This is a genomic window from Coleofasciculus chthonoplastes PCC 7420, assembly GCF_000155555.1.
Taxonomy (GTDB): Bacteria; Cyanobacteriota; Cyanobacteriia; order Cyanobacteriales; family Coleofasciculaceae; genus Coleofasciculus; species Coleofasciculus chthonoplastes_A.
In genome coordinates this window covers 100,019-125,796 of record NZ_DS989850.1, presented here as the reverse complement: position 1 = coordinate 125,796, position 25,778 = coordinate 100,019, and the positions used below count along the sequence as shown (strand labels likewise).

The window sequence follows — 25,778 nt, the reverse complement described above, 5'->3', positions numbered from 1 at the left end:
TTTGTACAAAACCCGCCCTGACCAATTGAATCGGGTGCAAGTCTTTGCACCCCTAAGGTTTCCGGACGTAAGGTTAATCCATCGAATTAGTTGTAGGTTGGGTTGACGCAGGAAACCCAACACAATTCAAGGATAATTGCCTGACATATTGATTAAATAACACACCTTCGAGTTAACATCGGTGGGTTACGGCGGATAGTTTATTAAAGAGCTATCGCTGCTGTGAAAATACCGCCTAACCCACCCTACCTTTGTACATCTATTCCAGGCTATCGCTGGGTTTGATAAACTTGTACAGGTCGATCAATTCCTTTGAAGCGATACTCGTCCATTAGTTTCAAGCCTTGCTTGTGCGTCAGTAAAGCATAAGTATCTTCACTGACCACACATTCCCCAGGGGGACAAATGGCTTCTATTCGGGCCGCTAAATTAATGGTTGCACCTAATGCCGTATATTCAACCCGTTGAGAACTGCCCACATCTCCGACGACGGCTTTTCCACTATTCACAGAAATCCGCAATTGTAAGGGTTCCGGTAATACCCCATCAGCATTGAGTTTGTCTAGACGATTCAGCATTCCTTTCGCAGTCGCTAAGGCGCGGTCAGCATGATCTGGTTGAGATTCAGGAGCACCAAAAAATGCCATAATACAATCGCCAATATATTTGTCGAGGGTGCCATTAAAGGCAAAGACTTCTTGCAGCATCTCCTCAAATAAACTATTCAGCAATTGAGCAATTTCTACGGGACTTAACCGTTCGGAGAGCGCGGTAAAGCCGACAATATCGGCAAATAGAATACTAATTTCGCTTTCGGCGGCGGGTAAACGACCATCGGGTAATGTTTTATAGGCGATGAGTTGCTGAACGACGGCGGGGGAGTGATAACGTTCTAGCCGTTGGCGAATCATTTCTTCGCTGGTGAGTTTCTGGGTCAAGAGCCAGCGTTGTACACTGGATGCAACAAGATTGGCTAAGGTAGAAAAAAAGCTGAGGTCTTCTTCCCCTTCTTGAGTCCAATGGGTTGACGAGTGATGGGCATCGGCATATAATACGCCAACAACCTTCGTTTCATCCCAAAGGGGAACCGCGATCGCACTGCGAATTCCTTTGTACAGGATACTGACTTCTCCCTCAAAGCGTTGGTCAGCTTGGGCATCGGCGGTTTGAATCGCGACTTTTTCGGTGAAGACTTTTTGACAGATACTTCGACTAATCCAATGGCTGGACTCGGCTAAACTTTGCTGCTGATTGACGTTTCTGGATGCAGCATTGAGTAATTCCAGTTGCCTTGAACCCGTCACATCTACCAATAAAGCGATACGTTCGATGCTTTCGAGATAGCGAAATACCACATCCTTTACCCGTGAGAAAATGGCTTCGATGGATTCAGCCGCACTTAAACTTTTCGCTATCTCTACCAAATCTTTGAGGCGAGCAATAGTTGTTTCCTTGACGCTAAGATCATCCCCTTTATCTTTTGCTTGTATCCATTGCTGTTGCAATTCTTGGACACTGCGAAGGATAGTGGCTTCTGCGGGTATCGGTTCTACCTTGACTGTGGTTCGTCGAGATGGAGTCGCTAAAACAACCACAAGGCTGACATCCCCCAACCAAATCACATCCCCGTTTTTCACCAGTTGCGGCGAGGTAATCTGACGTTCGTTCAGTAGCGTCCCGTTTTTGCTGCCCATATCCTTAATCATCCAGTTGTCGGTTGCTGTTTTCAACAGGCGGGCATGATATCGGGATACCCCCTCGTAGGGTAAGGTTAGGTCGCACTCCGGTAAGCGACCAATTGTAAATACATCCTGATTGACTGTCACCGTTTTTTCGGTTTTTCCTTGGTGCAGGCGCAGTTTGAGTTCAGCCATACTAAGATACGTCCTGGAAGCGAATATGGGGCGCAAAACGTTTTTCGATAATCCTAATCCCGTAGATTAATCTTAGTGCATTGATTTAGGAACACCCGCCGTTCGGATTGAATGAGATAAAACCCCCACGATCCGGATCTCACAGCTTCTGCGGTGAAAAACTGATTCGGCTAAACGTTTACGCCCGGGCAGCGATCAATATTATAATGATAGGCACATTACTAGACCAACGTTAGACGGTAACGGTTGCTCCGGTGAATCGTTCGCGATCGCCAGTCAGTTCCTCATCTCACCCGAATCCGATTACTCACTCGCCTTGCACCTTATCCATATTAATCGGTGTCGGTGTGTTTACTCTAGGCGCGATCGCGATTTTGGGGATTAACCGATTATCAACATCGCCAACGACGCCACAAAACACCGTAGAACTCACCCAGAATCAACTTTTTTAGATCCCCCTCCCGTACCCCTTTCTAGATCCCCCTTCCGTCCCCCTTAAAAAGGGGGAGACCAGATGTTGCTTCGCTTTTTGTTCCATGGGGGAGACCAGATGTTGCTTCGCTTTTTTTGCACGGGGAAGCCAGCGGATGCTTCGCTTTTTTTTGCACGGAAGGGGGAAAATTCAAAGCCTCTCTCCTTGCAGGAGAGAGGTTTGGAGAGAGGTTTTCCAGATCCAGTGAAAAGTAAGACCAATTTACGCTCGTTATCTGGACGCCAGAAAACGGGGACTGTTTTGCAAAAAGATACTCAATTAACGATAACGGGAAACGAAGAAAACGGTTGGATCGAAATTAGTGAACCAGAGCCAGGTTGGATCTGGAAGCATCGAACCAAAAATACTTGCCCTGCCAATTAAGATGTTTTTAGGGTTAATTTACTTATTTTATTATTTATCTGGATAATTTGTTTGGGTAATAAACGCTCCATAATAACTGCTGAAGCGCCAGAATTGTATCAGAGGATAAACTATGAACTTATTAAGTTTTTCTAAAATATAATGTTGAATCGCTTCAAGTCTTAAAGAACTCGTAGCAGTCATGTCAATCGGTGTGAATACTTTCATGATTGAGTCTCCGAGATTTTCCGAAGAGAGCCGACAAGATTTTTGCATCCCTGGCAGGTTGTTGCTCTGGGCGTGCCAGACGGGAGGAATCAGGGATAGAGCGCATGATCAAAACCCCCTTTATTGTATTTTAGGTTAAATTCGTTACTTTTTTTCCTCAATCCATCGGCTAAGAGCCAGTCTCCATGATTCATCCAAGCAGATGCAGGCGGAAAGCTTATCCAATAAAGGTTTTCACGGACTTCAAGAAGCTGGGTGTTGAGTCATATCCAGTTCGTTGACACTCCCATCGCTTAAAGCGAGGGATTCTTGGGCTGAATTCTATTGGTCTTACAAGTTCATGTCTAGTCCGAAGTAAGGGTATCAATAGGTATTGTGGAAAATACCTAAATCTTTATCCTGGCTTTATGGGAATTTAAGAAAACCTGTTAGATAATGGTCTATAAGTCGAGGCGGATCTTGCATTGTGTTTAAATTTACGATTGTCATCACCACCTACAACCGTTTGTCTCTGCTGAAACGAGCCGTTGAATCAGCATTGGCACAAACGTTACCCTGTGAAGTGATTGTTGCTGACGATGGTTCCTCAGATGGTACAGAGGCATACATCCATAGTTTAGGCGATCGCGTGGTTTATCACCGCAATCCGGTTAACGTGGGACATTGCGCCACGATGAACGCCGCCGTTAAGCTAGCTCAAGGGGATTGGATTAAACCCATTGACGATGATGACTATCTTGCCTCTAATTGTATTGAGGAATTAACTAAGGCGATCGCCAGATATCCTCAAGCGGTTCTCTGTTCAACTCAGGCGATACAAGTCAACGAAAAGGGTCAAGAAGTAACCCGTACTCAACCAATTAACAATGCTCCGATCAACTATGTGCCTCAGTCTGAGATCCATTATCGGATGCTTTTAGAGCAACTCCCTTTTGGTACGCCTGTACAAGTTGCCTTTCGCAAAGATGCCTTTGTCAAATCCGGGGGATGGGATTCCAGCTTTGAAGTGAACTACGATGATATTGATTCATGGGTGAAAATTGCCCAATATGGAGATGCCATCTTAGTGAATCAGCATCTTGCCTACCGGACGTTATGGCATCAAGGGAATCATCTCAAGTTTTCCCTCCAACAGCGCCTGCAAAAGCATATCTCGATTAAAGAAAAAATTTATAAATTTGTCCATCCAAAGTATCGTGATTCTCTACCCTCGTTGCCAGATATTCAGGATTTTTTGACGTTGTACTGGAGTTTAGTGGGCTTCAAGCAAGGGAAATTTGATCAGGCGCTTCCCCTGTTATTTCCCGCTTTGTTTTCTCGGAAAGGTTGGCAACTTTTAACTCAAGTTATTTACGCTCGCAAATTTTATCAAATGTCCCAGGAAGATTGCCAAGAACCAAGACCCAAGCAGATGCCTTTATTCTCTGAAATATAGAGACGTTGTAGCCAACGTCTCTACACGATTAATTGCTCTTCTCTTTTGTCGAACAGTTAGCCTGGAATTTCTTGAATTTCTTGTCGATTAACCAACCGAGTCCCAAAAATCCCAATGCAGCGGACGAAACCGGTTCAGGAACCGACTGCGGTTCTGACTCCAGCGCTAAGAGTGCCTCATCAGCGAGTTGTTCATGGGCGACGGTGGTTGGGTGAATACCATCCCAGAACAAATACTCGTCTGGGTGATCACAGACTTCAAAAGCTTGTGTTCCATCTAATTTACCGTCATCTTTTAGGGATTCGATGCAAGAGTTGGTAACATTGGTGAAACCCTTGACTTCGGGATTGGCGATGGTTTTATTCAACATCGAAAAAGCATCAAACTCTACGATATTCATGTCATCCAATTGGCTCAAATCACCAAGACTTCTGTTTAATAGGGTGTTATGGATTTGAGATAATGTGGTAAGACTCATGGATATATCATCACCCATGCTAAGTGCGCGAGGGGTTTTACCCAAATCTGGCAAGTTCGGGACAAGGAAATTACGCGCTCCTAAATCATAGAGTGTTTGTACCGCTTCGGCTAAATTCCCGACTGTTTCCTCTGGTTCAGGTTCAGATACAAGCTGGTAATCGTTAGGACCCCCCCATACAATATAGAGTGCATCATCATCAGCTTGTTGACCTGCTACAGCTAGATCATCTTCAAACCACTCAACTTGAGTCAACATTCCCGGTATCAGTTCACCAAACTCACCCACCCCTTGAGTTCCTGTTTGAGCCGCACCGAAGGCAAAGTTCACGCTGTTGGTAGCCGTCGCACCATTAAAGAAAGGACTAACTTGAGGTTGACCGTTAATTAATGCGATAGGGGAAAGGATATCAGAACCGTGTGAAAATACGGATAATTCCGTAGAGGGGATCAGGTCTATTCCCAAATCCTGTGCCAAGTAATCGCTCCAGACTAGATGATTAGAAAAACGTCCGTCCTCATCGTAGGGGGGAACAGAAGGTTCAACTGGCGGTACTTCAACACCAGGAGGTATCGGTATACTATTAACGGCAGCGGTGGCATTGTAAATGTTACCGGGATCAGAGAGACTATCACCAAAGACGTACATTTTGCTAAATGTAGCCGCTAAAGCCTCTGCGGGCAACATGAAGGAAAAGACAGTAAATCCTAAAGCTACGATTGGTTTTTTCATGAGAGGTATTGACAGTTATTACTAATTTGGACAATGAGGGTGTGGCATAGACTCTCTGCAAAATCAGGGGATTGTCTGTAGCTCAATAGGTCTGTCTGCAGAGGATTGCGATAAATTTTTATGGAGTTATAACTAACCCAGCCTACCCACCATTAGGTCTTAGGTTGTTATAGTAGAGAGTGACATCAAAACAAGGTACAAGGGTGATGAACAATAAGAATCACCTAGTCTTACCGGAAATCATGTATCCGTGTTCCGTACAAGTCACAGACTATGAGCAACTTTCTCAAGTCAGCTTTTAATGTTACTCCTTAAAAGCTGACGAAACGGCGATCGTTTAACTAAATGCATAATTATTCACGAACAAACACCCTGCTTAAATTAAGTATACATTACATTATTCTACTTTGGGAGTAAATACAACACATAAAGTTAAGGTTTTATGAAGAAATACAAATAAAAAGTAAATATAATCGTAATTTCAGTTTTCGTCAACCCCTGATGTGATGACTTTTAAATATCCGGACATAGCCACTCAAGCAATCTCCAGAATTTTATCGGAAAAGCGTTCCCCCTATAATCGAAATGCGGCGCTGTTTGACGTACAAGAACCCATTACCGGTGCATCGCCAGAGGTGCGGCGGATTATAGAGAGAGTGTTACAAGCCGAAAAAGATAAACTTTATATGAAGACCCCCCGCCATATCAATGATGACATCTTGAGAATTGTCAAGGAAGAAGTGCAGTCAACAACCCACCACTGACCCTAGGGGTACAGTGGGGGCTTGAAAGAAAGCCCTAGTTGACCAGTCTAAGTACTTTTGTACTCCGTTTTTTGAGTCAAGACACCTACAAATACGACGCCAGTTTGTTGCTCTGTCATCTAACGTTAAACAACCATTTGGGAGGTAGTGCGTTAGGTCTAACAAGCTCAAAAAACATTGACTAGGCGAACATTACCCGCAAGGAGGCTCACTTTGAGCAAAGTTTTCGTTTTAGATACCAACAAGCAAACCCTCAATCCAATTCATCCGGGTAGAGCCAGGTTACTGTTGTCTCAAGGGAAAGCCGCCGTATTCCGGCAGTATCCCTTTACCATAATCTTAAAAAAGGAGGTAAGTAATCCAGTTGTTCAACCATTGCGAGTAAAGATTGACCCAGGGGCGAAAACCACTGGACTAGCAATAGTCAACGACAACACTGGCGAGGTAGTTTGGGTAGCCGAGTTACAGCACCGAGGGTTTCAACTTCGGGATGCTTTGACTTCACGTCGTCAACTACGACGGTCGCGACGCAACCGGAAAACCCGTTACCGTAAACCTCATTTTTTAAACCGCACCCGTCCGCCATCATGGTTGCCGCCATCTCTAAATAGTCGAGTGGCTAATATACTGACCTGGGTTAAGCGTTTGTCGGCACTGTGTCAAATCACTGCCATTTCTCAAGAATTGGTCAGGTTTGACACGCAAAAGATGCAACAAGCAGATATTAGCGGAGTTGGCTACCAGCAAGGCACCCTAGCAGGCTACGAGATACGAGAGTTTCTACTCGAAAAATGGCATAGGACTTGTGCTTACTGTAGCGCTCGCGGAACCAAGCTTGAGATTGAGCATATCAAGCTTAAACCCCTACTGATTGCTGCCAAGGGACATGGGACTCGCCAAGCGTGCCGTACCGATAAGTGGGGTTTTCCACAGCGTTATTGCTCCCGAAATAAAGTCCACAAAGGCTTTCAAACTGGAGATATTGTGAAAGCGATAGTTACCAAGGGCAAAAAAGTCGGGACTTATGTGGGGCGTGTAGCTACTCGTGCCTCTGGCAGCTTCAATATTTCAGCGAGGAACGGATTAGTTCAGGGCATTAATCACAAGTATTGTAAATTTATGCACAAAAAGGATGGGTATTCATACGCAAATTAAGTTGGATATTTTCGGGGTATTGAACCCCAGAAAATATCCCCCGTTTCCTCCCGCCACTGACCCTGACCTGGATACAGGTTCAGTGGGGGTCTCCACGGGGGAAGACAGATGAAGCTGAGGTCAATCCGGCTGTGCAATTTTCGCCAATTTTACGGGAAGACACCCGAAATAACTCTGGCAACTGGCGATCGCAATACGACGGTGATTCATGGTAACAATGGTGCTGGAAAGACGACGCTATTAAATGGCTTCACCTGGGTGCTGTATGAGAAATTCACGGCGGCGTTTGCGTCTCAAGAACAATTGGTGAACAAACGGGCAATTAGTGAAGCTGCCCTAAAGGAATCGGTAGAATGTTGGGTAGAAATTGGGTTTGAGCATCAGAATAAACGCTACCAGGCAAAGCGACTCTGCCGCGCTTACAAGACAGAAGCGGGCGTGGAACAGGGGAAAAGTGAATTATATCTACAAATTGCCGATGATGATGGTCGCTGGCTCTTACCCCAACAATTGCCAGAAGATATCATTGGGCGTATCTTACCTGCAAGCTTACATCAATACTTCTTCTTTGATGGGGAACGAATCGAGCAAATTGCCCGTTCTGATAAAAAAGCCGATATTGCTGAAGCGACAAAGACGTTGCTCGGGGTTGAGGTGTTAAATCGCTCAATTAAGCATCTCAAGGAAGCCAGAAAAACCTTAGAAGCTGAATTATCGTTAATCGGCGATTCGGAAACCAAAAAACTACTCAAAGAACAAAAGCAACTGGAACAAAAAAGTCACAATCTGGTCAATCGTCAAGTCGAAATCGAGCAGGAATTAGCCCACCACGATGAATTAAAGCAAACCTTGAGTAGTCGCTTGTTGGAACTCGGTGGCGCTCAAGAGTTGCAACAGCTACGGGATGAACTGGAAGCCCAACAAACATTACATCGAGACCAGCTTAAACAGGCAAAAGATAACCTTAAACGCGCCCTGTCTACACGTAGCTATACTGTATTATTATCCCCAGTGATCACAGCGTTTCAGTCCATTGTCGAAGACTTGCGATCGCGCGGCGAACTTCCGGTTGGGATTAAACAGCAATTTGTCCAGGATTTGCTGCACAGCCAGCGCTGTATCTGTGGTACGCAATTACAGGAAGGAACGCCAGCCTATCAACAGGTTGCCGCTTGGATGGAGAAAGCTGGATTAGCGGATGTGGAAGAAACGGCGATTCGCTTAGGGGTACAGGTTGGTGAAATTGAACGGCAAATCCCCGATTTTTGGGCAGATGTGGATCAGCAACAGATAATTCTAGCTCAAGAACGAGCGGAAATTTCTCGTATTGAAACCCAACTAGATGATATTAGAAAAAAGCTGCTCACGTTTCCAGATGAGGATATTAGCCAACTACAAAAGCGCCTAGATGAAATTGATGTCACCCTTCGCGATTTAACCTTAGAAAAGGGAGCAAATCAGCAGCAAATTGAACAGTTAGCCACTGATATCCAAGCCATCGTCAAGCAAATTTCTAAGCATCAAATGAATGAGGCAAAGCAAGCCTTGGCGCAACGGCGGATTGCGGCAACTCAGGACGCGATTGAACGATTGATTGAAGTTAGAACCCGACTAGATAATCAGTTTCGCACGTCTTTAGAAAAGCGAGTTCAGGAGATTTTTACTGGGATTTCGTTTACCCCTTATCTGCCTAAACTGAATCAGAACTATGAATTAACATTGGTGGAAAAAACCTCTGGAAAAGAAGAACTCGTGGCGGCGTCTACGGGAGAAAACCAAATTCTCAGCCTGTCATTTATTGGCGGAATTATTGATCGGGTGCGGGATTGGATTCAAGAACAGGCACTGATGGGACCTGATAGTAGTACCTTTCCTATTGTCATGGATTCACCTTTTGGCAGTTTGGATGAAATTTACCGCCGCCAAATTGCCCAAACCCTGCCCACTTTAGCCAATCAGTTAGTCGTGTTAGTCACCAAGACTCAATGGCGAGGAGAGGTGGCGCAAGAGATGGAACCCTATATTGGTCGAGAATACGTCCTGGTTTACAATTCACCGAAACCCGAGTGCGATCGCGATCGCATGGAACTTGGAGGCGTTGGCTATGATTTAGTCAAACCGAGTCCGAATGAGTTTGAATATACAGAAATTGTTGAAGTGGAGTATGTGTTTTAGGGTGGAAATGGTCTATGCTCTTTACCTGACTAGGGGTCTGACCCCTCATGGCGCTATTCAACTCTTGCGTCGCCAGTCCTGTCCCTGGCAATCCCCACGCTCCACGTTAGTAGCGTGGGGTTGTTGAAACAATCGCCCCCACACCATCAGCGATTAGTAATCGAAATCGCCCATACCAGCGCCAGCACCAGCACCTTCCTTAGGTTCAGGCTTGTCAACTACGATACATTCAGTAGTCAATACCATACCCGCGATTGAGGCGGCATTTTGTAGAGCGGAACGAGTCACCTTGGCGGGGTCAACGATACCAGCTTCAAACATATCAACGAATTCATTCGTCGCTGCGTTGTAGCCAACGTTGAAATCTTTCTCTTTCACCCGCTCAGCGATAACCGCACCATTTTGACCCGCATTCTCAGCAATCCGCTTCAGGGGTGCTGCGAGCGCACGGGAAACAATCATCGCCCCAATCAAACCTTCACCGCTCAGGTTTTCATTTGCCCACGATTCCAGGGTCGGGGTGAGGTGAGCCAGAGTCGTACCACCACCGGGAACAATCCCTTCTTCTACCGCCGCTTTAGTCGCGTTAATCGCGTCTTCTAAGCGCAGCTTGCGGTCTTTCATTTCGGTTTCGGTAGCCGCCCCGACTTTGACCACAGCAACGCCACCGGACAACTTCGCCAAACGTTCTTGCAGTTTCTCTTGGTCGTAGGAGGAATCGGATTCTTCAATCTGACGACGGATTTGTTCACAACGAGCTTTAACACCTGCTTCGTTGCCTTCCGCCACAATCGTGGTGTTGTCTTTGGTGATGGTAATGCGACGTGCCTTACCCAGCATCTCTAGCTTGGTGTTTTCCAGCTTCAGACCCGCGTCTTCGGTGATGAGTTGACCACCGGTCAATACGGCGATATCTTCCAGCATGGCTTTACGGCGATCGCCAAAACCCGGTGCTTTAACCGCCGCGACATTCAGCACACCGCGCAGGCGGTTGACCACCAGAGTCGCTAGGGCTTCTTTTTCAATGTCTTCAGCCAGAATCAGCAGAGGGCGACTGGAACGGGCAACTTGCTCGAGTACAGGTACTATGTCCTGAACCAGGGTGATTTTCTTGTCGGTGATCAGGATGAAGGGTTCTTCCAGAATCGCTTCCATCCGCTCCATGTCGGTAGCGAAGTAGGGCGAAATATAGCCCTTGTCAAAGCGCATCCCTTCGGTGATTTCTAATTCGGTGGTCATGGATTTCCCTTCTTCCAAGGAAATCACGCCTTCTTTGCCCACCTTATCCATAGCTTGGGCAATCATCTGACCGACTTCTTCGTCATTACCAGCAGAGATGGAACCAACTTGAGCAATGGCTTTAGAATCTTCAACAGGACGGGCATTTTCGGCAATCTTGTCCACCAAGAAAGCAATGGCTTTCTCAATCCCCCGCTTCAGGGCGATCGCATTCGCACCAGCCGCCACGTTCCGCAAGCCTTCTTTAACCATGGCATGAGCCAACACGGTAGCGGTTGTAGTACCGTCACCCGCTGCATCATTAGTCTTAGACGCAGCTTGACGAATCAGGGCGACACCCGTGTTTTCAACGTGGTCTTCTAATTCGATTTCTTTAGCAATGGTCACCCCGTCATTGACAATTTGAGGAGCGCCAAACTTTTTCTCCAGAACCACGTTGCGACCTTTTGGACCGAGGGTAACGGCAACGGATTCTGCCAGAATGTCCATACCCTTTTCCAGGGCGCGACGAGCATTTTCGTTGTAAATGATGCGCTTAGCCATAGATTTCAGTGATGTTGAGTCTTAGAGTTGAATTGTGGATTGTTACTAGTTGTTATGAGTTCATCATTCAGGAGAGTTGCCAGAGAACTGGCTTGTATACTCCTGAACGTTTAGCGATCACGACTAGGAAACGACAGCGAGGATGTCTTTTTCTGAAAGTAGAACATACTCTTCGTTGCCTAGCTTGATATCAGTACCGGCATACTTGGAGTAGAGAACCTTGTCACCAATTTTGACTTCCAGTTCCGAGCGAGAGCCATCATCGTTGCGCTTGCCAGGACCGGTGGCGACAATTTCCCCAACTTGAGGCTTCTCTTTGGCGTTGTCAGGTAACAAAATGCCACCTGCCGTTTTTTCTTCAGCGGCACTGACCTTGAGAAAAACGCGATCGCCTAATGGCTTGACTGTAGAAACACTCAGAGATACGGCTGCCATTGAATTCCCTCCTAATTAGCGTAGTTTAGTCTCACTTTGCACTTTCTGCTGTCGAGTGATTAGCACTCTCTGCTTCTGAGTGCTAATTTACTCAACTTAGGCATGAAACTGCAATCAATTTCCGGGTACGGGTTCCCGAACTAAAGGATGGGGGTTTGGGTGTGGGGTGTTGGGGAAGCAGGGGAAGCAGGGGAAGCAGGGGAAGCTGGGGAAGCTGGGGAAGCTGGGGAAGCTAGGGAAGCTGGGGGAGTAGAGACGTAGCATGCTACGTCTGTGCCATAGCATGTCTGGGACACTCAAGACGGTTAGTGAAGCGCTACTCTACAGGATAGTGGGAACGTTTAGTGGGTTAAAACGATGAAGATGAATAGAGCCTCAGACAAAACGCTGTTGGAAAAAAATGTGCATAGCCTGGGACTGAATCAAATTCAACGCCATGTTTTGCTATGCGCTGACCAGACTAAACCGAAGTGCTGCTCTAAACAAGCGAGTCTGGATTCCTGGGACTACTTAAAAACTCGTCTGAAACAGCTTAAGCTGGATCAACCCACTCAGGAGCGACCAAGCTGCATCTTCCGTACCAAAGCTAACTGTCTGCGCGTCTGTGCGAGTGGTCCAATTCTGGTGGTTTACCCGGATGGTGTTTGGTATCGTAACGCGACGCCAGAGGTGATCGAACGCATTATTCAAGAGCATCTCATTGGCAACAAGATTGTGGAAGACTATGCTTTTTTGGTTCATCCTCTCCCAGAAAGCGATCAATCTCCTATCTCCGACGCAGCAGGAGCTAAAAGAGCGAACCGTCAATCCCCACCGCAGATAACTCCTGAAAAAATTGCCCGTGTAGATCAACCGAAAAGCCCTTGGAGAAAGATTTTCCAGCGATTCTGGAAAGGCTAGTGCAGCATGGCGCAAACATAATCGAAACAGTGTATGAGTTCTTGCCTATTTAGCTTTCAGGTTAGCTTTCTTCACCGGAAGCCCCACGCCATACCTGTACTTCGACAGGCTCAGTAACAACTCAGGTTGGCGTTGGGATGGATAGGTGGGAAACCGTAGGAACGGAGGTTTCCAATTACATTCATGACATTATTTTTTATTAGGTTCCAACAAAACACCATACAGACAGTATACTGTTCATAGATTGATAAACAGGAGGGCAAGTAAGCAAATGAGAACTGCCTACCAGTACAAGCTACGCCCAACCAAACAGCAAGTTATTGAACTTGACAGATGGCTGGCTATGCTGTGCGCTCAGTATAACTATTTGTTGGCTGATAGATTCAACGGGTATGAGCAAAACCGCTCCCCAGTCAATGCTTGTCCCTTAATCTGTCATCTGCCTGAATTACAAGACAACCCAGATTACTACTCTCAGAAGAAAACCTTACCTCAACTCAAGAAAACTCATCCCTGGTATAAAGAGATTTACTCTCAAGTCCTACAAGATGTAGTCAAGCGAGTGAAGGTAACGTTTGAGAGATTTATCAAAGGCGATAGCAACGGCCAACGTAGCGGGAAGCCAAGGTTTAAAGCCCGTAACCGATATCGCACCTTGACTTACCCCCAAATGAAAGAGGGGTGCTTGCAGGGAAACCTCATCAACTTACCAATGTTGGGGAAAGTCAAGGTTATCCTACATCGCTCTATCCCTGATGGATTCAAAATAAAAACAGCATCTGTTACAAGGATTTTCACTTCAAAACAGCTAATTATCTACTATCAAAGTATGACTGTGTTGCTCATGAGAATTTAAACGTTAAAGGACTTACTCAAACTAGATTGGCTAAATCTGTGCTGGATGCTGGGTGGTCAAACTTTCTGTCGATACTGACAAACAAAGCCGAAAAAGCTGGTTTGTTGGTAATTCCAGTAAGCGCCCATAACACATCACAGGATTGCTCGAATTGTGGAGAGAAAGTACCGAAAAAGCTGTTTATGCGTTGGCACAACTGCCCCCATTGTGGATGCAGTCTTGACCGTGACCATAACGCAGCTATCAATATAAAAAATAGAGCGGAGGGGCATCCCGTTCTTAAAGCTCAACGCCTTCTACGCAATAGCCGGATTGGTTGAGAAGCCTACACTATACCTGTACTCAGGTTAGTGTAGGAGTATGTCACATAGACTAACATAGGACGAGATATATCTAGACTTGAAAATCCTTGCCGGAGAAAGCGCGATCGCATAGTCAGCCAATATAGGCTATAACATTGACAGCTAATCCTTGGACTCAGCAAGTACCCTTACACCCGATCTAGTTGGAGCCGCTCAATAACGTCCGGTTAGCAGGCGTGGAACCAGAACAACGAAATTTTTAACTATCCACCTAAACTTCCGAATGACCAGTATCAACGTATGAAAGACAACGGTGTCAGAACTAACAAGCGACTGCTGCTGATTGACGATGACCCTAATCTGATTTTGCTCGTTAAGGACTACCTCGAGTTTCGCGGGTATGACGTGATCACAGCGGAAAATGGTCGAGAGGCGTTGGACGTTCTCGCTCAAGACATTCCGGACATGATCATTTGTGATGTAATGATGCCAGAGATGGATGGCTATGCTCTAGTTGAGTATGTTCGGCAAGATCCGAGCATGAACTGGGTTCCTGTCCTATTTCTCTCTGCCAAAGGACAAAGCAATGATCGGGTGAAGGGACTCAACACCGGTGCCGATGTTTACATGGTCAAACCTTTTGAGCCAGAAGAATTGGTCGCTCAAGTTGAATCATCACTGAGACAGGCTAGCCGCTTAACGACTCGCCCTCAAACACCTGGAGGAGAGCCGCCATCTAACATTCAGGTTCCCGCCAATGTGGAATTGACACCAACGGAACTGAAGGTAGTACAGTTTGTCGCACGCGGGTTGGCAAATCGGGAAATTGCCCAGGAACTTAATGTGAGCCAGCGCACAATTGAAAGCCATGTGTCTAATATGCTGGGCAAAACCGGATTACATAACCGTACCGAATTAGCGCGTTGGGCGATTGAAAGTAGTCAGGCTTAGTTGTCATGGATCATTGGTCTTATGCCAAAAACTTCTATCCCTCAGTAAGGGCTCTCGCGAGTGAAGTTCGGGGTTTTCTCCTGAACGTTATTGGTGATTAACCCACTAATTGCAACCCAGCATGTTTGACAAAAGCATACCAATCTTGATTGAAACCTTTAAATTCAACGTCCTTTAGGGTAAATTTTATGTGAGAATCTTCAATTGGCAACGAGACCATATTATAGGCATCAGGTTTATTGGTTAATAGCACCAGTTCAGTACCTGCGGGAATCGGTTGCAGAGCATTTGGGCTGAGATACATCGATTGAACAGGGGCACGCTTAATTACAGTATCCACGTTAAATACAATTTTGAGTAATCCCCCTTCAGGTGGCAAAGTTTGTCGGTAAACCATCATTTTCACAACATCTTTTTCTATTTGCTTCGAGAGCATCTGTGCCACTGTTTCAGTTGGTCTCAAGGGTTCTTTGGTGATTTGAACATGATCAATAAACGCATACCAATTTAAACTTCTACCCTGAAATCCAATATCCTGGAAACTGATCCGAATATGTCGGGTTAAATCTGGGGGCGTGTAGGATTGTAGAACTAATAATGTGCTAGCTGGAATCGGCTGAAGTTTATAGCTTGGCAGTAAACTGGATTGAATAGGTTCTTGTTTAAGAATTGTATCTTGGGTAGACAACAGTCGGACTAAGCTAACCATAGTTTGATAGTTCCTTTAATTTTTATTGGTCATTTGTCATTTGTAGAATTATTCTTGCTCTTCACACTTGATCGGGGCGGGTTTAGTCGCATCTGGGTGAGACAAGAAAGTTTAATAGTGAAACCCGCCCCTACACACACGCCAGGTTTCTTTGAGCGAAGCGAAGGGTCAAAACTATTCTCTCCCTCCCTTTTTAGCTGAACGCCGGAAGCCTCACGCCATATTTGTACTCAAATTGGCGTGAGATGGATAGGCGGTCAATCGATGGGGTTCAACACCCCTGAGATTGACAACCTGCGTATCAACTCACGAATAACATCAGATTGGGTTCTTTCTGTTAATTGACAAAACTTGGTGAGGTGTTCATATTCTCTGTCCGATACCCGTGTTGTTACCTGTTTCATGGTTGTCAATATGCTTTTAATATGCTACCATTATAGCGTACAGGTTAATCAAATAAAGCTAATCGCTTCCTGTACATTGAACCTTGACAATCACCGAATATGGGCTTGGGTCCAGAAACCGACTACTCATAGTCGCATCTGTGGGCGGGTAAAATTCCAGCAGTACAAAGGCACGAACAGACTTTTGTATTGTTCCGGCGCGGAGGGGCATCCCGTGTCGTTAATAAAGCCAAGAGTCTCCTAAACAATAGTCGGATTGTCTTGGAAGCCTACACCATACCTGTACTCAGGTTGGTGTAGGAGTATGTCACGAAATACTGCCACGCTTACGGGCTTCTTTGTAGGATGTTCCCACATTTCGTAACCCAGCGCGAATCATTTGCTGTTCTAATAGGGTAAAAAAGCGGGCGCGATCGCCTCCCCGAACCACAGCCTGATTATGGGCTTCTGCTATAGCAATGGGATAGCCATAGCCTTTGTAAACCTGTGCCAGCATTAAACTTAGGGCTTGATTGAATAACATCGTATCTTGGGCTACCCATTCTGGAACCTCGACGCGGGCAATTTCTGTACCAACGTGAACATAGCAGAAGTAAATCCGGTGATGATCGTATAGATCTAAAATTCGTACCGAACTGCGAAACAAAGGACTACGTTGTCCGGGTTGTAGTAAACTCGACCAGAGCATCGTATCACGTAAGGGTTCAACAACCTGACAAGGCAATTTATCGGTAACAGAGGCGCAATGGCTGAGACAGTTTGGGGTGTCATAAGGACAGGCTTGTAACCGAAGAAAATGCAGGGCTTCGTTGCTGCGAGACGCGCTCAAATAGCCCATCAGTGGTACATTCACCGATCGCAACTGATCCCAAGCGGCTAAAATTGGCGGTAGGATGCGATCGCGGGCTTCTGTGGGTAAGGACTCCAGAAACCAGTAAATCAGAGATCCATCCACCATCGCCAGATTAGGAATATCGAAGTGAGAACCGGGGGGATTCACCCAGCGACACGCCATATCTGCCAATATCGCCACCTCAGACACAGTGCGACAATATCCCATCCATTCTTCAGTACGAATCCCCCATTGGCGAGATATGTATAAATCTTCGGGTCGGTAAAAGACTTCGGGTAGGTTATCCAAAAGCGGGTGTAAACTCTGCCCATAGTGCAGCATCACCCGACCGACATTAATTAAATAACAATAGGCGATTTCGTGATGGGAGGGAGAAATTTGAGATCCATCGGTAGCGAAAACCGTGTGGCTTTCCGGAGGGGAGTCCAGATCAAGGCGAGTATCCAGGGGTTCGACGGGAACAGCCGCCGTAAAAGTTATGCGATCGCGCCATTGCTGGTGGGATTGAATCAAGTCATCCTGTCGGGTATTAGTCTCCAGCAGCAGCTTTTGGGCTAATTCCCAGCGTTGGCGACTTGCCAGCGCCTCCCCTTTCAGATGCTGGCTAATTCCAGGGATTTGTTTCGCGAGTTTCGTGAGATCGAGCATTTAATTATAGTACCCGATGCAGGATATGTATAATCATCTTATCTTTATTTAATAATTTTAGTAATAATAATTAGAACTATTGCTTAAACACAGCCAACCTCCGACTTACTTAGGAATCGTTGTAACCATTTTTACAGTTTTAAACTTCCTTCAGGCATGAATTGTAAGATTAAATCACCAAATATTAAGTTATATCAAATAAGCTTGAATTTATCTTGGTAGCTGTCCTAGAGTCAAGTCAATCCAATTAGCATTCATGAGAGTGTTATGTAACCCAGATTGAAAAAGCTGGATAACTGACACTTAATTTGACTCAATGCTGTGTAGGTAATAAACTGAAAAGCTTTTACTCTGACTAAGCCTATTTCAAGAACAAGGAAATTGAATGCCATTAGCATAAAGTTTGTTAATCAATAATACTGACGAGGTACACTATGGATGTTGCAACCCTTTCCAAACTCGGTGTCAAACATGCTGAGAATGCTGTAGCCGAATCCCTACGGATTCAAACCGGATTAGATTGGACAAAGCCAGTCACGTTTTACGGGATTATTAATGAACGTTGTAATGTTAAATGTCGCCAGTGTGAATATTGGCGGCTCCCGAAATATAAGGATGAAATGACGGTTGAGGAGTGGAAACGCGCCCTCCTCAGCATAAAAAACTTTGTGGGTGAGTATTCCATCAACTTTAGTGGCGGTGAACCTTATATCAAAAAAGGATTTCTCGACATACTGGCGTTTGCCAATAGCAATGGTATTCACTGCGGTGTGACCACAAATGGCTCATGCATGACCCAAGAAAACGCTGCCAAAACTGTAGCCGCGCGTCCCTTTAATGTAAATATGTCGGTGGATGCTCCCAATGCGGAACTCCATGATTACCTACGTGGTTATCCCGGTTTATTTGCTAAACTTTCTAACGGCATTAAGTATCTACGCCAGGAACAGGAAAAACAAGGTATAAGCTTCCCGATTATTGTCAAACCGACATTAAATCGCCTTAATTTCCGCTTAATGCCTGAACTGGTAGAATGGGCGCAACAAATTGGCGCGACTGCTGTTAATTTCCAGCCCGTCAATCTTTGGACACCAGAAACCTATAATGAACTGTGGCTGAAAGCCGAAGACTATGACGCCTTTGCTCAGGTCATTGAGCGCCTAATTGAAATGAAGCAAAACGGTGCGCCTATTATGACGGGTGATGATGTTCTGCGGCTTTTCTTACCACATTTCCGTGAAGAAAAGGCTCCTGAATCCGTTCGTCCCTGTCGAGTTGGGCTTCGCAATTTCTGGATTGAAACGGATGGAAATGTGAAACTCTGTAATGACTATCCAGTCATTGGCAATATTAAACACCAGAGCGCGAAAGAAATCTGGTATGGGGAAAAAGCCAAAGAGGTTCGCCAGCAGACATTGGACTGCGGTAAACTTTGCTTGATTACCTGTGTGTCGCAAAAAACGCTTAAGGATAAGGTTTTAATGGGAATGAAGCTACTGAAGAATTGACCAAAAAGTAAGCGTATCCCTCGCCTGGAGAACAGAACTGGACTATGTTCTCAGGTCGAGGGGTTTCGATTTGTATTTTACATAACAGGTTCGATAGAGATGTCCTGTGATTGGAGTGGGAAGAACATCTTATTATAAATTTGTATAAAGCTTTTACGCAGGTTTCATCAAATACGCCCGTTGCATATCTCTGGCGTTAATGTAGATTCTTACTTGATTTAGATTAAATTTTTTGGAAAAATCATTGAGTTTATCTTTGATTAGTTTATTCTTACTCATAACACCAAAATTATAAAAAAGCCTGTCTAGAGTTAGTGAGCGACCAACATAGTCTAACTTCAGCATTGTAAAGCCAGTTTGAGTTGCCATTTTTTCTAGAGTCTGGCTAGTAAAAAAGTAAATATGTCCATTGCAACTTAGGCTTCTTTCTCTTTTGCCCAACAATTTGAACACTAACGTGTCGTATCTGGGCGTTTCTACAACAAAGATTCCACCTGGCTTCAAGAGGCGATAAACTTCTTTAAAAGTCATAGATGGATTAGGTAGATGCTCTATAACATGCATCATTAATACTACATCGACTGACTTATCGCTAATTTCTGCTTTCTCTAAGATGCTAGGAATAGCTTTTATGCCAAAATTAGATTCTGCATATTTACATGCACCTAAATTAGGTTCAACTCCCATTACATGCCATTCATCTTTTTTAAAAAAGTTTAATAAGTAACCAAAACTACTGCCTATTTCCAGTAGTTTGCCTTTTTGGGGATAATATTCATTCAGAAATTTTTTGGTTGATTCATAATCTTTAACCTGAAGTGATTCTTTTTCTAACTTTTGTCGATTTGGATTAGATAGAACCCAATCTGGATTCCACGTCTCGATCCCTACATGATCCGCATCTTTTGCCCTAGGGTTAGCATACATCAAATTACAACAGTTACACTGAACAATTTGACTGATTTGAGCTACACCAGGTTCAAATAAAATAGTGTAGTCATCGTTACTACAGAGATTGCATCTGATATATTGCATATTTAATCACCCCTTACTTAGCTCAACTTTATTATGTCCATGATACATGAAGTTGCACTAGATATAAATTCCTTAAGCTAAACTTTAGCTTCTCAAAAAGGGTGCAAGACATCAATTTCAGGAACCCATGATCTGAACTCTATTTAGACCAAGCTGAGAAATCCTGACTAAACTTGGACAGAGACAATAACTGAATTCTTGAATGATTGCGAACCTCGTCTCGGTGCGCGGCTGTATTATAGCCCCAATCCGCTAAATAGAGTCTCACCTGAGCCAAGTCTGATTGCTGTTCCACTGATAGTAAGGTATTTAACCGATCTTCTACAAACCAAAGACTTGCAGATTCATCTCTAAATTCTTGTATAAGTTGTCGTAGAGTTTGGTGTTTGGGACGTTTAATTTCTTTACCGATAATTCTATCCTCTGATAGTTCGATACCTTGTTGTTGTAATAACTGCTTGGCAAATCGCCCTTCTTTAGTGGTGACAATAAAAATCTGCGTTGGTGTTTCTAATATGCTCTGTAGGCGCTGAATCACTCCAGGATAAAAGCGGTGCAGTGCTAACCAACTCTCTAAATCACTCGTAATCCATTCGTCGCGAATTTGATCCAACTGTTGACCCAATTTCTGTGGCTGCAAGTTTTCGGAGTCAACACATTGATGTAAAACGGTTGACCAATCTTGTAAAATCTGGGATTCTGAAACGCCTAAAAGTAAGGCTCGTACTAAAACAGGCATTTCCCATCCGGTTTCAATCACAGGGCGCAAGCGGTAAAATTTGTCCGCTATGTTGGGTGGCGGTGTTGTGGTTTCTGGTTGCCAAATTTTGCAGTAGGTACGCCAAGCGGTTTGGAAATATTCCAGAAGTCCGTCACAGATAACGCCATCAAAGTCGAGGGCGAGAATAGTGGGTGCATCAGTTGACATAAAGTTATCTCAATATCGTTGTCAGGACATCCAGACCTCTAGCTCTTAGAAGAGTGGCAACCAAATTAGCAATATCCTCATCAGTGTAGAGTGACGCAAAGATTTTCATTCCGCTTTCAACGCTTGGCGAACTGCGGGATGAATCAAGTCATCAGGGACGTGGTTTTGCTCAATATACTCATTGATTTCAGCCTGGTTATCCAAATAAAAACTCAGGGCATCAAAAACTTGAGCCAGGGTAAGCTGAGGATACTGTGTCGGAATTTCTTCAGGAGGAGTCCCCAATCGCCATAAACCGACGATGACTCGTACTGATAGGCGAGTCCCGGTGATAATCGGTTCACCGCTTAAAATCTCTGGATTGCGAGTGACATATTTGGAAACGGCTGTAGTGGTCATCAATAAAAGCCCATAAGGGATAGCTCGTTTTTATTGTAGAGCAATATTGTTCTACCCAGACTCCACCGCTCTTTTTTTAAGCTGTCATGCATTTAAATTGGGTATTAGTAGCGAGCAAGATGCAAAGCCTTCGGCATGGCTTCGCTTAACGCACTACAAAGATTTCGTCATTATTGACATTAAGGTTTAAATGCCGAACGGCTTATTGGGTTCACCGACTAATCAAGAATGTTGGCACTCCCACAGGGCAAATTTTCACTACCATTGCTCTTAATTGGCAACAACTTTATTACGCTTGGGATCACCCAGTTGGGAACGGGAAAGAGCGGTTTTTGGATTGAGACTGGGTTGATTGCCCCAGTTTTGGGTAAGCTTGTCCAACAGTTGATCTTGCTGTTGGCGAAATTCCCAGATATTATTGCCCCCATTAATAATCGCAAACCAAACCCGATCGCGCTCTTGTGTGGGCATTACCCCCGCTAAAGCACTCACCTGGCGTAGGGTTCCGGTTTTCATCGCGGTTCCCTCTGGCAGATTGCGAGCATAAATTGTCCCGTTTTTATCCCTCCCGGCTAGGGGGAATACATCAATGACACCTAAGTTATGGGGTGTTAATAATTTTTCCAGGGCGATTAGCATCGCAGTAGCCGCACGGGGAGAGATTTGGTTTTCTGTTCCTAATCCTGATCCATTAATCAGTTGAATTTCCTCTGGAGGGACATTGGCTAACTTGGCGGCTTCTTTGGCAACCACATCAGCCCCACCAACAGCATCAGCTAAAATCTGAGCCATGCCATTGTTACTATAGATGTTCATTTCTCTGAGGATTTCCACCAAGGGTAGGGATTGGTGACGTAATAGTATCCTCATGTCGTCAGGGGGAGTTTTCACTGTTTTGATTTGACCGCTAATCACCAGTTCAGGTTTGGGGGTTCCGGGCGACATTCTGCCATGGTGACGTATAACGGAACGAGACCAGGTTTTGCCATTTAATCCTGTCTTTAGCTGCTCCCCCGATCGCGTCGGATCTTCTTCGTAGTTCATATTGAAGTTGCCCGCAATGACTAAATTGCCATTGACGCGGCGAATCCCAAGCTGATTGAGGCTGTTTCCCAGTGCGATCGCTTCTTCCCAGACAAACAGCGGATCACCACCGCCTTTAATCACTAAATCTCCCTCTAATACACCGTCCCGGATATCACCTGTCGCCCCTACTTGGGTTTCAAATTCATGATCAGGTTTCCATTGACTTAACGTCACTAATGTGGTAGCAATTTTGGTCAACGAAGCAGCAGGGCGAGGAATTTTACCCTGATGTTCTGCTAGAACATTCAGCCCTGATTGTATCCAGATTCCTTGATTGTCTGCGAGTGAACCCTTGTTTCTTAGGTCTTGGAGATATTGATTAATCGTGGCTTCGGCGCTCGGGTCAGGCTTGGGTAGAGTAAATAAGGATGTTTCTTGCCATGGCAAGGGTTGGATAGTCTCAACCTTATCTAAATCCAACGTGGCAGCCTGCATTCCCACAATCTTGACCAATAACGCGGCTATCGATGAAGCAATCAATCCAGCACCAATTCGTTGTAACATTACCGTTTCTCCTCCACGGTGCTTTATTGTACGAAGTGAATGGCACCGATGAAAAGGTTTCTTCAAGGGTTTTTCTGGGAGATCAGCACTCTTGAGAGGGGGTATGGGGTGTAGGGTGTAGAGTGTAGTGTAGGGTTTAGGATGCCGGGTGTCGGGTGTCGGGTTTGTTGCCAAATAAGCTAAAACAGGATTACTCAATCAACGTTCTCCAGGTGAGGGTCAGTTTGGTAGAGGTTTTCCGTAACGGCTTCTGTTAAAATCTTTAAGGTTTCTATCTCTTTGAGCAATGGCATCTCGCGAACGGATCGCAATCGACGCGATGGGAGGGGATCACGCTCCCTCAGAAATTGTGGCTGGAGCTATCCGAGCCCAAGAAGAGTTGGGCGTAGAGGTTATATTGGTTGGCGATACTCAGGCTATTGAAGCGTCCCTGAAAGAACACAAAAGTCCCTGCCAGCTAGAAATAGCCCCGGCGGAAGACGTAATTGCCATGGAAGAGGAACCCTTGGTGGCGATAAAACGCAAACCCAAGGCGTCAATCAACGTGGCGATGGATTTAGTCAAAACCAAGCAGGCACAAGCCGTAGTGTCGGCGGGTCATTCTGGCGCAGCTATGGCAGCAGCATTACTGCGTTTGGGACGGCTCAAGGGCATTGATCGCCCAGCGATTGGCGCTATGTTCCCCACCCTGATTGCTGGAAAGCCGGTGATTATTCTAGATGTGGGGGCAAATGTAGATTGTCGTCCCAAATATCTGGAGCAATTTGCGGTGATGGGGACGGTATATAGCCAGTATGTGCTGGGAATACCAGAACCCAAAGTCGGATTGCTCAATATCGGGGAAGAAGACTGTAAGGGGAATGATTTAGCGATTCGGACTCATCAACTGCTACAGGACAATCCCAGAGTCGCCTTTCTGGGTAATGCTGAAGGGAGAGATGTACTCTCAGGTCAGTTTGATGTGATTGTCTGTGATGGCTTTGTCGGCAACATCTTACTCAAGTTTGCCGAAGCGGTGGGAGAAATCGTCTTACAAATTCTGCGGGAGGAATTGCCCCAAGGCTTACATGGTCAACTGGGAACGGCGATTCTCAAGCCGAATCTGAAGCGGATTAAGCAGCGTATCGATCATGCTGAACATGGCGGTGGGTTGCTCTTGGGAGTGGATGGAGTCTGTATTATTAGCCATGGGAGTTCTCAAGCACCGTCTATTTTTAATGCGATTCGCTTGGCAAAAGAAGCGATTGATAATCAGGTGCTGGAGCGTATTCAGTCTACTGAAATCAAAAGGGCGAAACAATTAGATGGGATCAATCAGCCATCCGAGGTAAAGCCTTCGGAGGATACAACAGGTTAGCGTGGTGCGATCGCGACTAGAATGCCAGCAGAGGTGATAGCGGGGTGGAGAGTGGATTGGCGGTTTCTTTGATGGAGAATCATTTTGAATCAACTAGGCACAGGAATTGCGATTACCGGGAGTGGTTCGGCGACACCCGATGGTGTTTTGGATAACCATCAACTCAGCCAGATAGTTGAGACATCGGATGAGTGGATTACTACCCGCACAGGAATTCGTCAACGGTGTCTAGCGGATGCTCAAGCCAGTTTGAGTGGGTTAGCGGCTGAAGCGGCAAAACGGGCGATGGCAATGGCGGGAGTTGAACCTGAAGCGTTACAGCTAATTATTCTGGCAACGTCTACACCGGATGATCTATTTGGTACAGCGAGTCAAATTCAGGCGTTACTCGGCGCATCTAATGCCGTGGCGTTTGACCTCACGGCGGCTTGTTCGGGTTTTGTGTTTGGTTTAGTAACGGCTGCCCAATTTATCCGGACGGGAGTTTATCAGAATATTCTATTAATTGGCGCGGATATGTTGTCGCGCTGGCTGGATTGGTCCGATCGCGGTACCTGTGTTTTATTTGGGGATGGTGCAGGGGCGGTGATGTTACAGGCAGATTCACGCGATCGCTTGTTGGGATTTCAAATTCGCAGTGATGGCACTCAGAATAAATGCTTACAGTTGGCTTATAAACCACAAACCCAGCAACTTGTCAAGGATATCGAAGTCGGTCAAGGAAATTTTGCCGCCATTACCATGAACGGTAAAGAAGTCTATCGATTTGCCGTGCAGAAGGTGCCAGAAGTGATTGAGAAGGCACTATTTCAGGCAAATTTGACTGCAGAGGATGTAGACTGGCTGCTCTTGCACCAAGCCAATCAACGGATTCTGGATGCAGTGGCTCGACGGTTGAAGATTCCCAGCCATAAGGTGTTGAGTAATTTGAGTCAGTATGGGAATACATCGGCGGCGTCGATTCCCTTAATTTTAGATGAAGCGGTGCGATCGGGAAAAATTCAGCCCGGTGATATTATTGCTAGTTCCGGTTTTGGTGCGGGATTAACCTGGGGGGCGGCTATTTTTGAATGGGGGCGATGAGGGGTTATGAATATTTGGAATCGCAACCAACGTCTTCAGCAGATTCAACAACTCAACCCCATTACTGACCATAGTTTAATTGGTCGCCTTGTCGCTGGCTACGAATTTCCGTGGGATATCACCCGTGCGTTGGAATTAGCTGTCAACAACTCACCGCTAAGTTCTATCGAACTATAGCGGGAGCTTGTAAAAACAGGCTCTAGTTGACCAGACTAAGTTCTACGAGAACTACGTTATTTAGCTCATGACACCCTAAGATGCGTGCCAGTTTTAGGCTCTGTCGTACAGTTTTAAACAGGTGTAGAGAGTTAAGCCAGTGAGCTGTACCTAACAAGGCTAGATAACATTGTCGAGGCTAACTT

General features: G+C 45.5%; 22 protein-coding genes and 2 pseudogenes. 12 read left to right on the top strand and 12 right to left on the bottom strand.

All coding sequences use genetic code 11. From position 1 onward, the window contains the following. Positions 1-269: 269 nt before the first annotated feature. Positions 270-1,874 carry an adenylate/guanylate cyclase domain-containing protein gene (locus tag MC7420_RS15240; protein WP_006101419.1) on the bottom strand — a complete coding sequence of 535 codons (1,605 nt, stop codon included), beginning with the start codon at positions 1,872-1,874 and terminating at the stop codon, positions 270-272. 254 nt (positions 1,875-2,128) lie between these two features. Between MC7420_RS15240 and MC7420_RS39790 the strand changes: the two genes are divergently transcribed. Next, a complete protein-coding gene (locus MC7420_RS39790) occupies positions 2,129-2,326 on the top strand; it encodes a hypothetical protein (protein WP_006101465.1) in 198 nt (65 codons plus the stop codon). A 434-nt stretch (positions 2,327-2,760) separates the two neighbouring features. Here MC7420_RS39790 and MC7420_RS42530 read toward each other — a convergent pair whose 3' ends face one another. Further along, on the bottom strand, positions 2,761-2,937 hold the full coding sequence (locus MC7420_RS42530) for a hypothetical protein (protein ID WP_006101568.1): 177 nt from the start codon (positions 2,935-2,937) through the stop codon (positions 2,761-2,763). A 466-nt stretch (positions 2,938-3,403) separates the two neighbouring features. On the opposite strand from MC7420_RS42530, the gene MC7420_RS15230 reads away from it, so the two are divergent. Next, positions 3,404-4,372 carry a glycosyltransferase family 2 protein gene (locus MC7420_RS15230; protein ID WP_006101475.1) on the top strand — a complete coding sequence of 323 codons (969 nt, stop codon included), beginning with the start codon at positions 3,404-3,406 and terminating at the stop codon, positions 4,370-4,372. A gap of 28 nt (positions 4,373-4,400) precedes the next feature. On the opposite strand, the gene MC7420_RS15225 is transcribed toward MC7420_RS15230, so the two are convergent. Then, on the bottom strand, positions 4,401-5,582 hold the full coding sequence (locus tag MC7420_RS15225; RefSeq protein WP_006101407.1) for an SGNH/GDSL hydrolase family protein: 1,182 nt from the start codon (positions 5,580-5,582) through the stop codon (positions 4,401-4,403). 506 nt (positions 5,583-6,088) lie between these two features. On the opposite strand from MC7420_RS15225, the gene MC7420_RS15220 reads away from it, so the two are divergent. From MC7420_RS15220 to MC7420_RS15210, 3 genes are all read left to right on the top strand, one after another. After that, a complete protein-coding gene (locus MC7420_RS15220) occupies positions 6,089-6,346 on the top strand; it encodes a hypothetical protein (RefSeq protein ID WP_006101393.1) in 258 nt (85 codons plus the stop codon). 213 nt (positions 6,347-6,559) lie between these two features. Further along, on the top strand, positions 6,560-7,501 hold the full coding sequence (gene iscB / locus MC7420_RS15215) for an RNA-guided endonuclease IscB (protein WP_044207454.1): 942 nt from the start codon (positions 6,560-6,562) through the stop codon (positions 7,499-7,501). 108 nt (positions 7,502-7,609) lie between these two features. Then, complete coding sequence (locus MC7420_RS15210; protein WP_006101394.1) at positions 7,610-9,676, top strand: AAA family ATPase; 2,067 nt, start codon at positions 7,610-7,612, stop codon at positions 9,674-9,676. A gap of 153 nt (positions 9,677-9,829) precedes the next feature. Here the strand turns inward: MC7420_RS15210 and groL are convergent, their stop codons facing one another. Then, entirely contained in the window at positions 9,830-11,458 is a 1,629-nt protein-coding gene (groL, locus tag MC7420_RS15205; RefSeq protein WP_006101523.1) for a chaperonin GroEL, read from the bottom strand. A 123-nt stretch (positions 11,459-11,581) separates the two neighbouring features. Then, positions 11,582-11,893, bottom strand: a complete 312-nt coding sequence (groES, locus tag MC7420_RS15200) for a co-chaperone GroES (RefSeq protein WP_006101488.1) — start codon at positions 11,891-11,893, stop codon at positions 11,582-11,584. A gap of 357 nt (positions 11,894-12,250) precedes the next feature. On the opposite strand from groES, the gene MC7420_RS15195 reads away from it, so the two are divergent. From MC7420_RS15195 to MC7420_RS15185, 3 genes and pseudogenes are all read left to right on the top strand, one after another. Beyond that, positions 12,251-12,793: a (2Fe-2S) ferredoxin domain-containing protein gene (locus MC7420_RS15195; protein WP_006101351.1), complete on the top strand. Its 543-nt coding sequence runs from the start codon at positions 12,251-12,253 to the stop codon at positions 12,791-12,793. A gap of 271 nt (positions 12,794-13,064) precedes the next feature. After that, positions 13,065-13,969: pseudogene (locus tag MC7420_RS43845) on the top strand (RNA-guided endonuclease InsQ/TnpB family protein). Between the two features lie 282 nt (positions 13,970-14,251). Then, positions 14,252-14,902 (top strand): response regulator transcription factor, encoded by a 651-nt coding sequence (locus MC7420_RS15185; protein WP_006101395.1) that lies wholly within the window; start codon positions 14,252-14,254, stop codon positions 14,900-14,902. A 97-nt stretch (positions 14,903-14,999) separates the two neighbouring features. Here MC7420_RS15185 and MC7420_RS15180 read toward each other — a convergent pair whose 3' ends face one another. Both MC7420_RS15180 and MC7420_RS15175 read right to left on the bottom strand, forming a co-directional pair. Continuing rightward, on the bottom strand, positions 15,000-15,611 hold the full coding sequence (locus MC7420_RS15180) for a hypothetical protein (RefSeq protein ID WP_006101341.1): 612 nt from the start codon (positions 15,609-15,611) through the stop codon (positions 15,000-15,002). A gap of 711 nt (positions 15,612-16,322) precedes the next feature. Further along, positions 16,323-17,516 (bottom strand): DNA double-strand break repair nuclease NurA, encoded by a 1,194-nt coding sequence (locus tag MC7420_RS15175; RefSeq protein WP_006101379.1) that lies wholly within the window; start codon positions 17,514-17,516, stop codon positions 16,323-16,325. A 434-nt stretch (positions 17,517-17,950) separates the two neighbouring features. Between MC7420_RS15175 and MC7420_RS15170 the strand changes: the two genes are divergently transcribed. Then, positions 17,951-19,024 (top strand): radical SAM protein, encoded by a 1,074-nt coding sequence (locus MC7420_RS15170; RefSeq protein WP_006101441.1) that lies wholly within the window; start codon positions 17,951-17,953, stop codon positions 19,022-19,024. Between the two features lie 153 nt (positions 19,025-19,177). On the opposite strand, the gene MC7420_RS15165 is transcribed toward MC7420_RS15170, so the two are convergent. The 5 genes and pseudogenes from MC7420_RS15165 to MC7420_RS15150 all read right to left on the bottom strand — a co-directional run bounded on the left by MC7420_RS15165 (position 19,178) and on the right by MC7420_RS15150 (position 22,976). After that, positions 19,178-20,059: a class I SAM-dependent methyltransferase gene (locus MC7420_RS15165; protein WP_006101452.1), complete on the bottom strand. Its 882-nt coding sequence runs from the start codon at positions 20,057-20,059 to the stop codon at positions 19,178-19,180. 139 nt (positions 20,060-20,198) lie between these two features. Further along, positions 20,199-20,987, bottom strand: coding sequence for an HAD family hydrolase (locus MC7420_RS15160; protein ID WP_006101549.1), 789 nt, complete (start codon positions 20,985-20,987; stop codon positions 20,199-20,201). A 19-nt stretch (positions 20,988-21,006) separates the two neighbouring features. Continuing rightward, positions 21,007-21,096, bottom strand: a pseudogene (locus MC7420_RS44315) (DUF5615 family PIN-like protein); the annotation flags it as partial. After that, entirely contained in the window at positions 21,093-21,386 is a 294-nt protein-coding gene (locus MC7420_RS15155) for a DUF433 domain-containing protein (protein WP_006101492.1), read from the bottom strand. The gene MC7420_RS15155 and the pseudogene MC7420_RS44315, both read right to left, overlap by 4 nt. Positions 21,387-21,656: 270 nt before the next feature. Next, positions 21,657-22,976: a D-alanyl-D-alanine carboxypeptidase gene (locus tag MC7420_RS15150; protein WP_006101460.1), complete on the bottom strand. Its 1,320-nt coding sequence runs from the start codon at positions 22,974-22,976 to the stop codon at positions 21,657-21,659. A gap of 286 nt (positions 22,977-23,262) precedes the next feature. On the opposite strand from MC7420_RS15150, the gene plsX reads away from it, so the two are divergent. From plsX to MC7420_RS39785, 3 genes are all read left to right on the top strand, one after another. After that, entirely contained in the window at positions 23,263-24,333 is a 1,071-nt protein-coding gene (gene plsX, locus MC7420_RS15145; RefSeq protein WP_044207449.1) for a phosphate acyltransferase PlsX, read from the top strand. An 84-nt stretch (positions 24,334-24,417) separates the two neighbouring features. Further along, positions 24,418-25,416, top strand: a complete 999-nt coding sequence (locus MC7420_RS15140) for a beta-ketoacyl-ACP synthase 3 (protein ID WP_006101591.1) — start codon at positions 24,418-24,420, stop codon at positions 25,414-25,416. Positions 25,417-25,422: 6 nt separating this feature from the next. Continuing rightward, complete coding sequence (locus MC7420_RS39785) at positions 25,423-25,593, top strand: hypothetical protein (RefSeq protein WP_006101570.1); 171 nt, start codon at positions 25,423-25,425, stop codon at positions 25,591-25,593. Positions 25,594-25,778 lie beyond the last annotated feature (185 nt).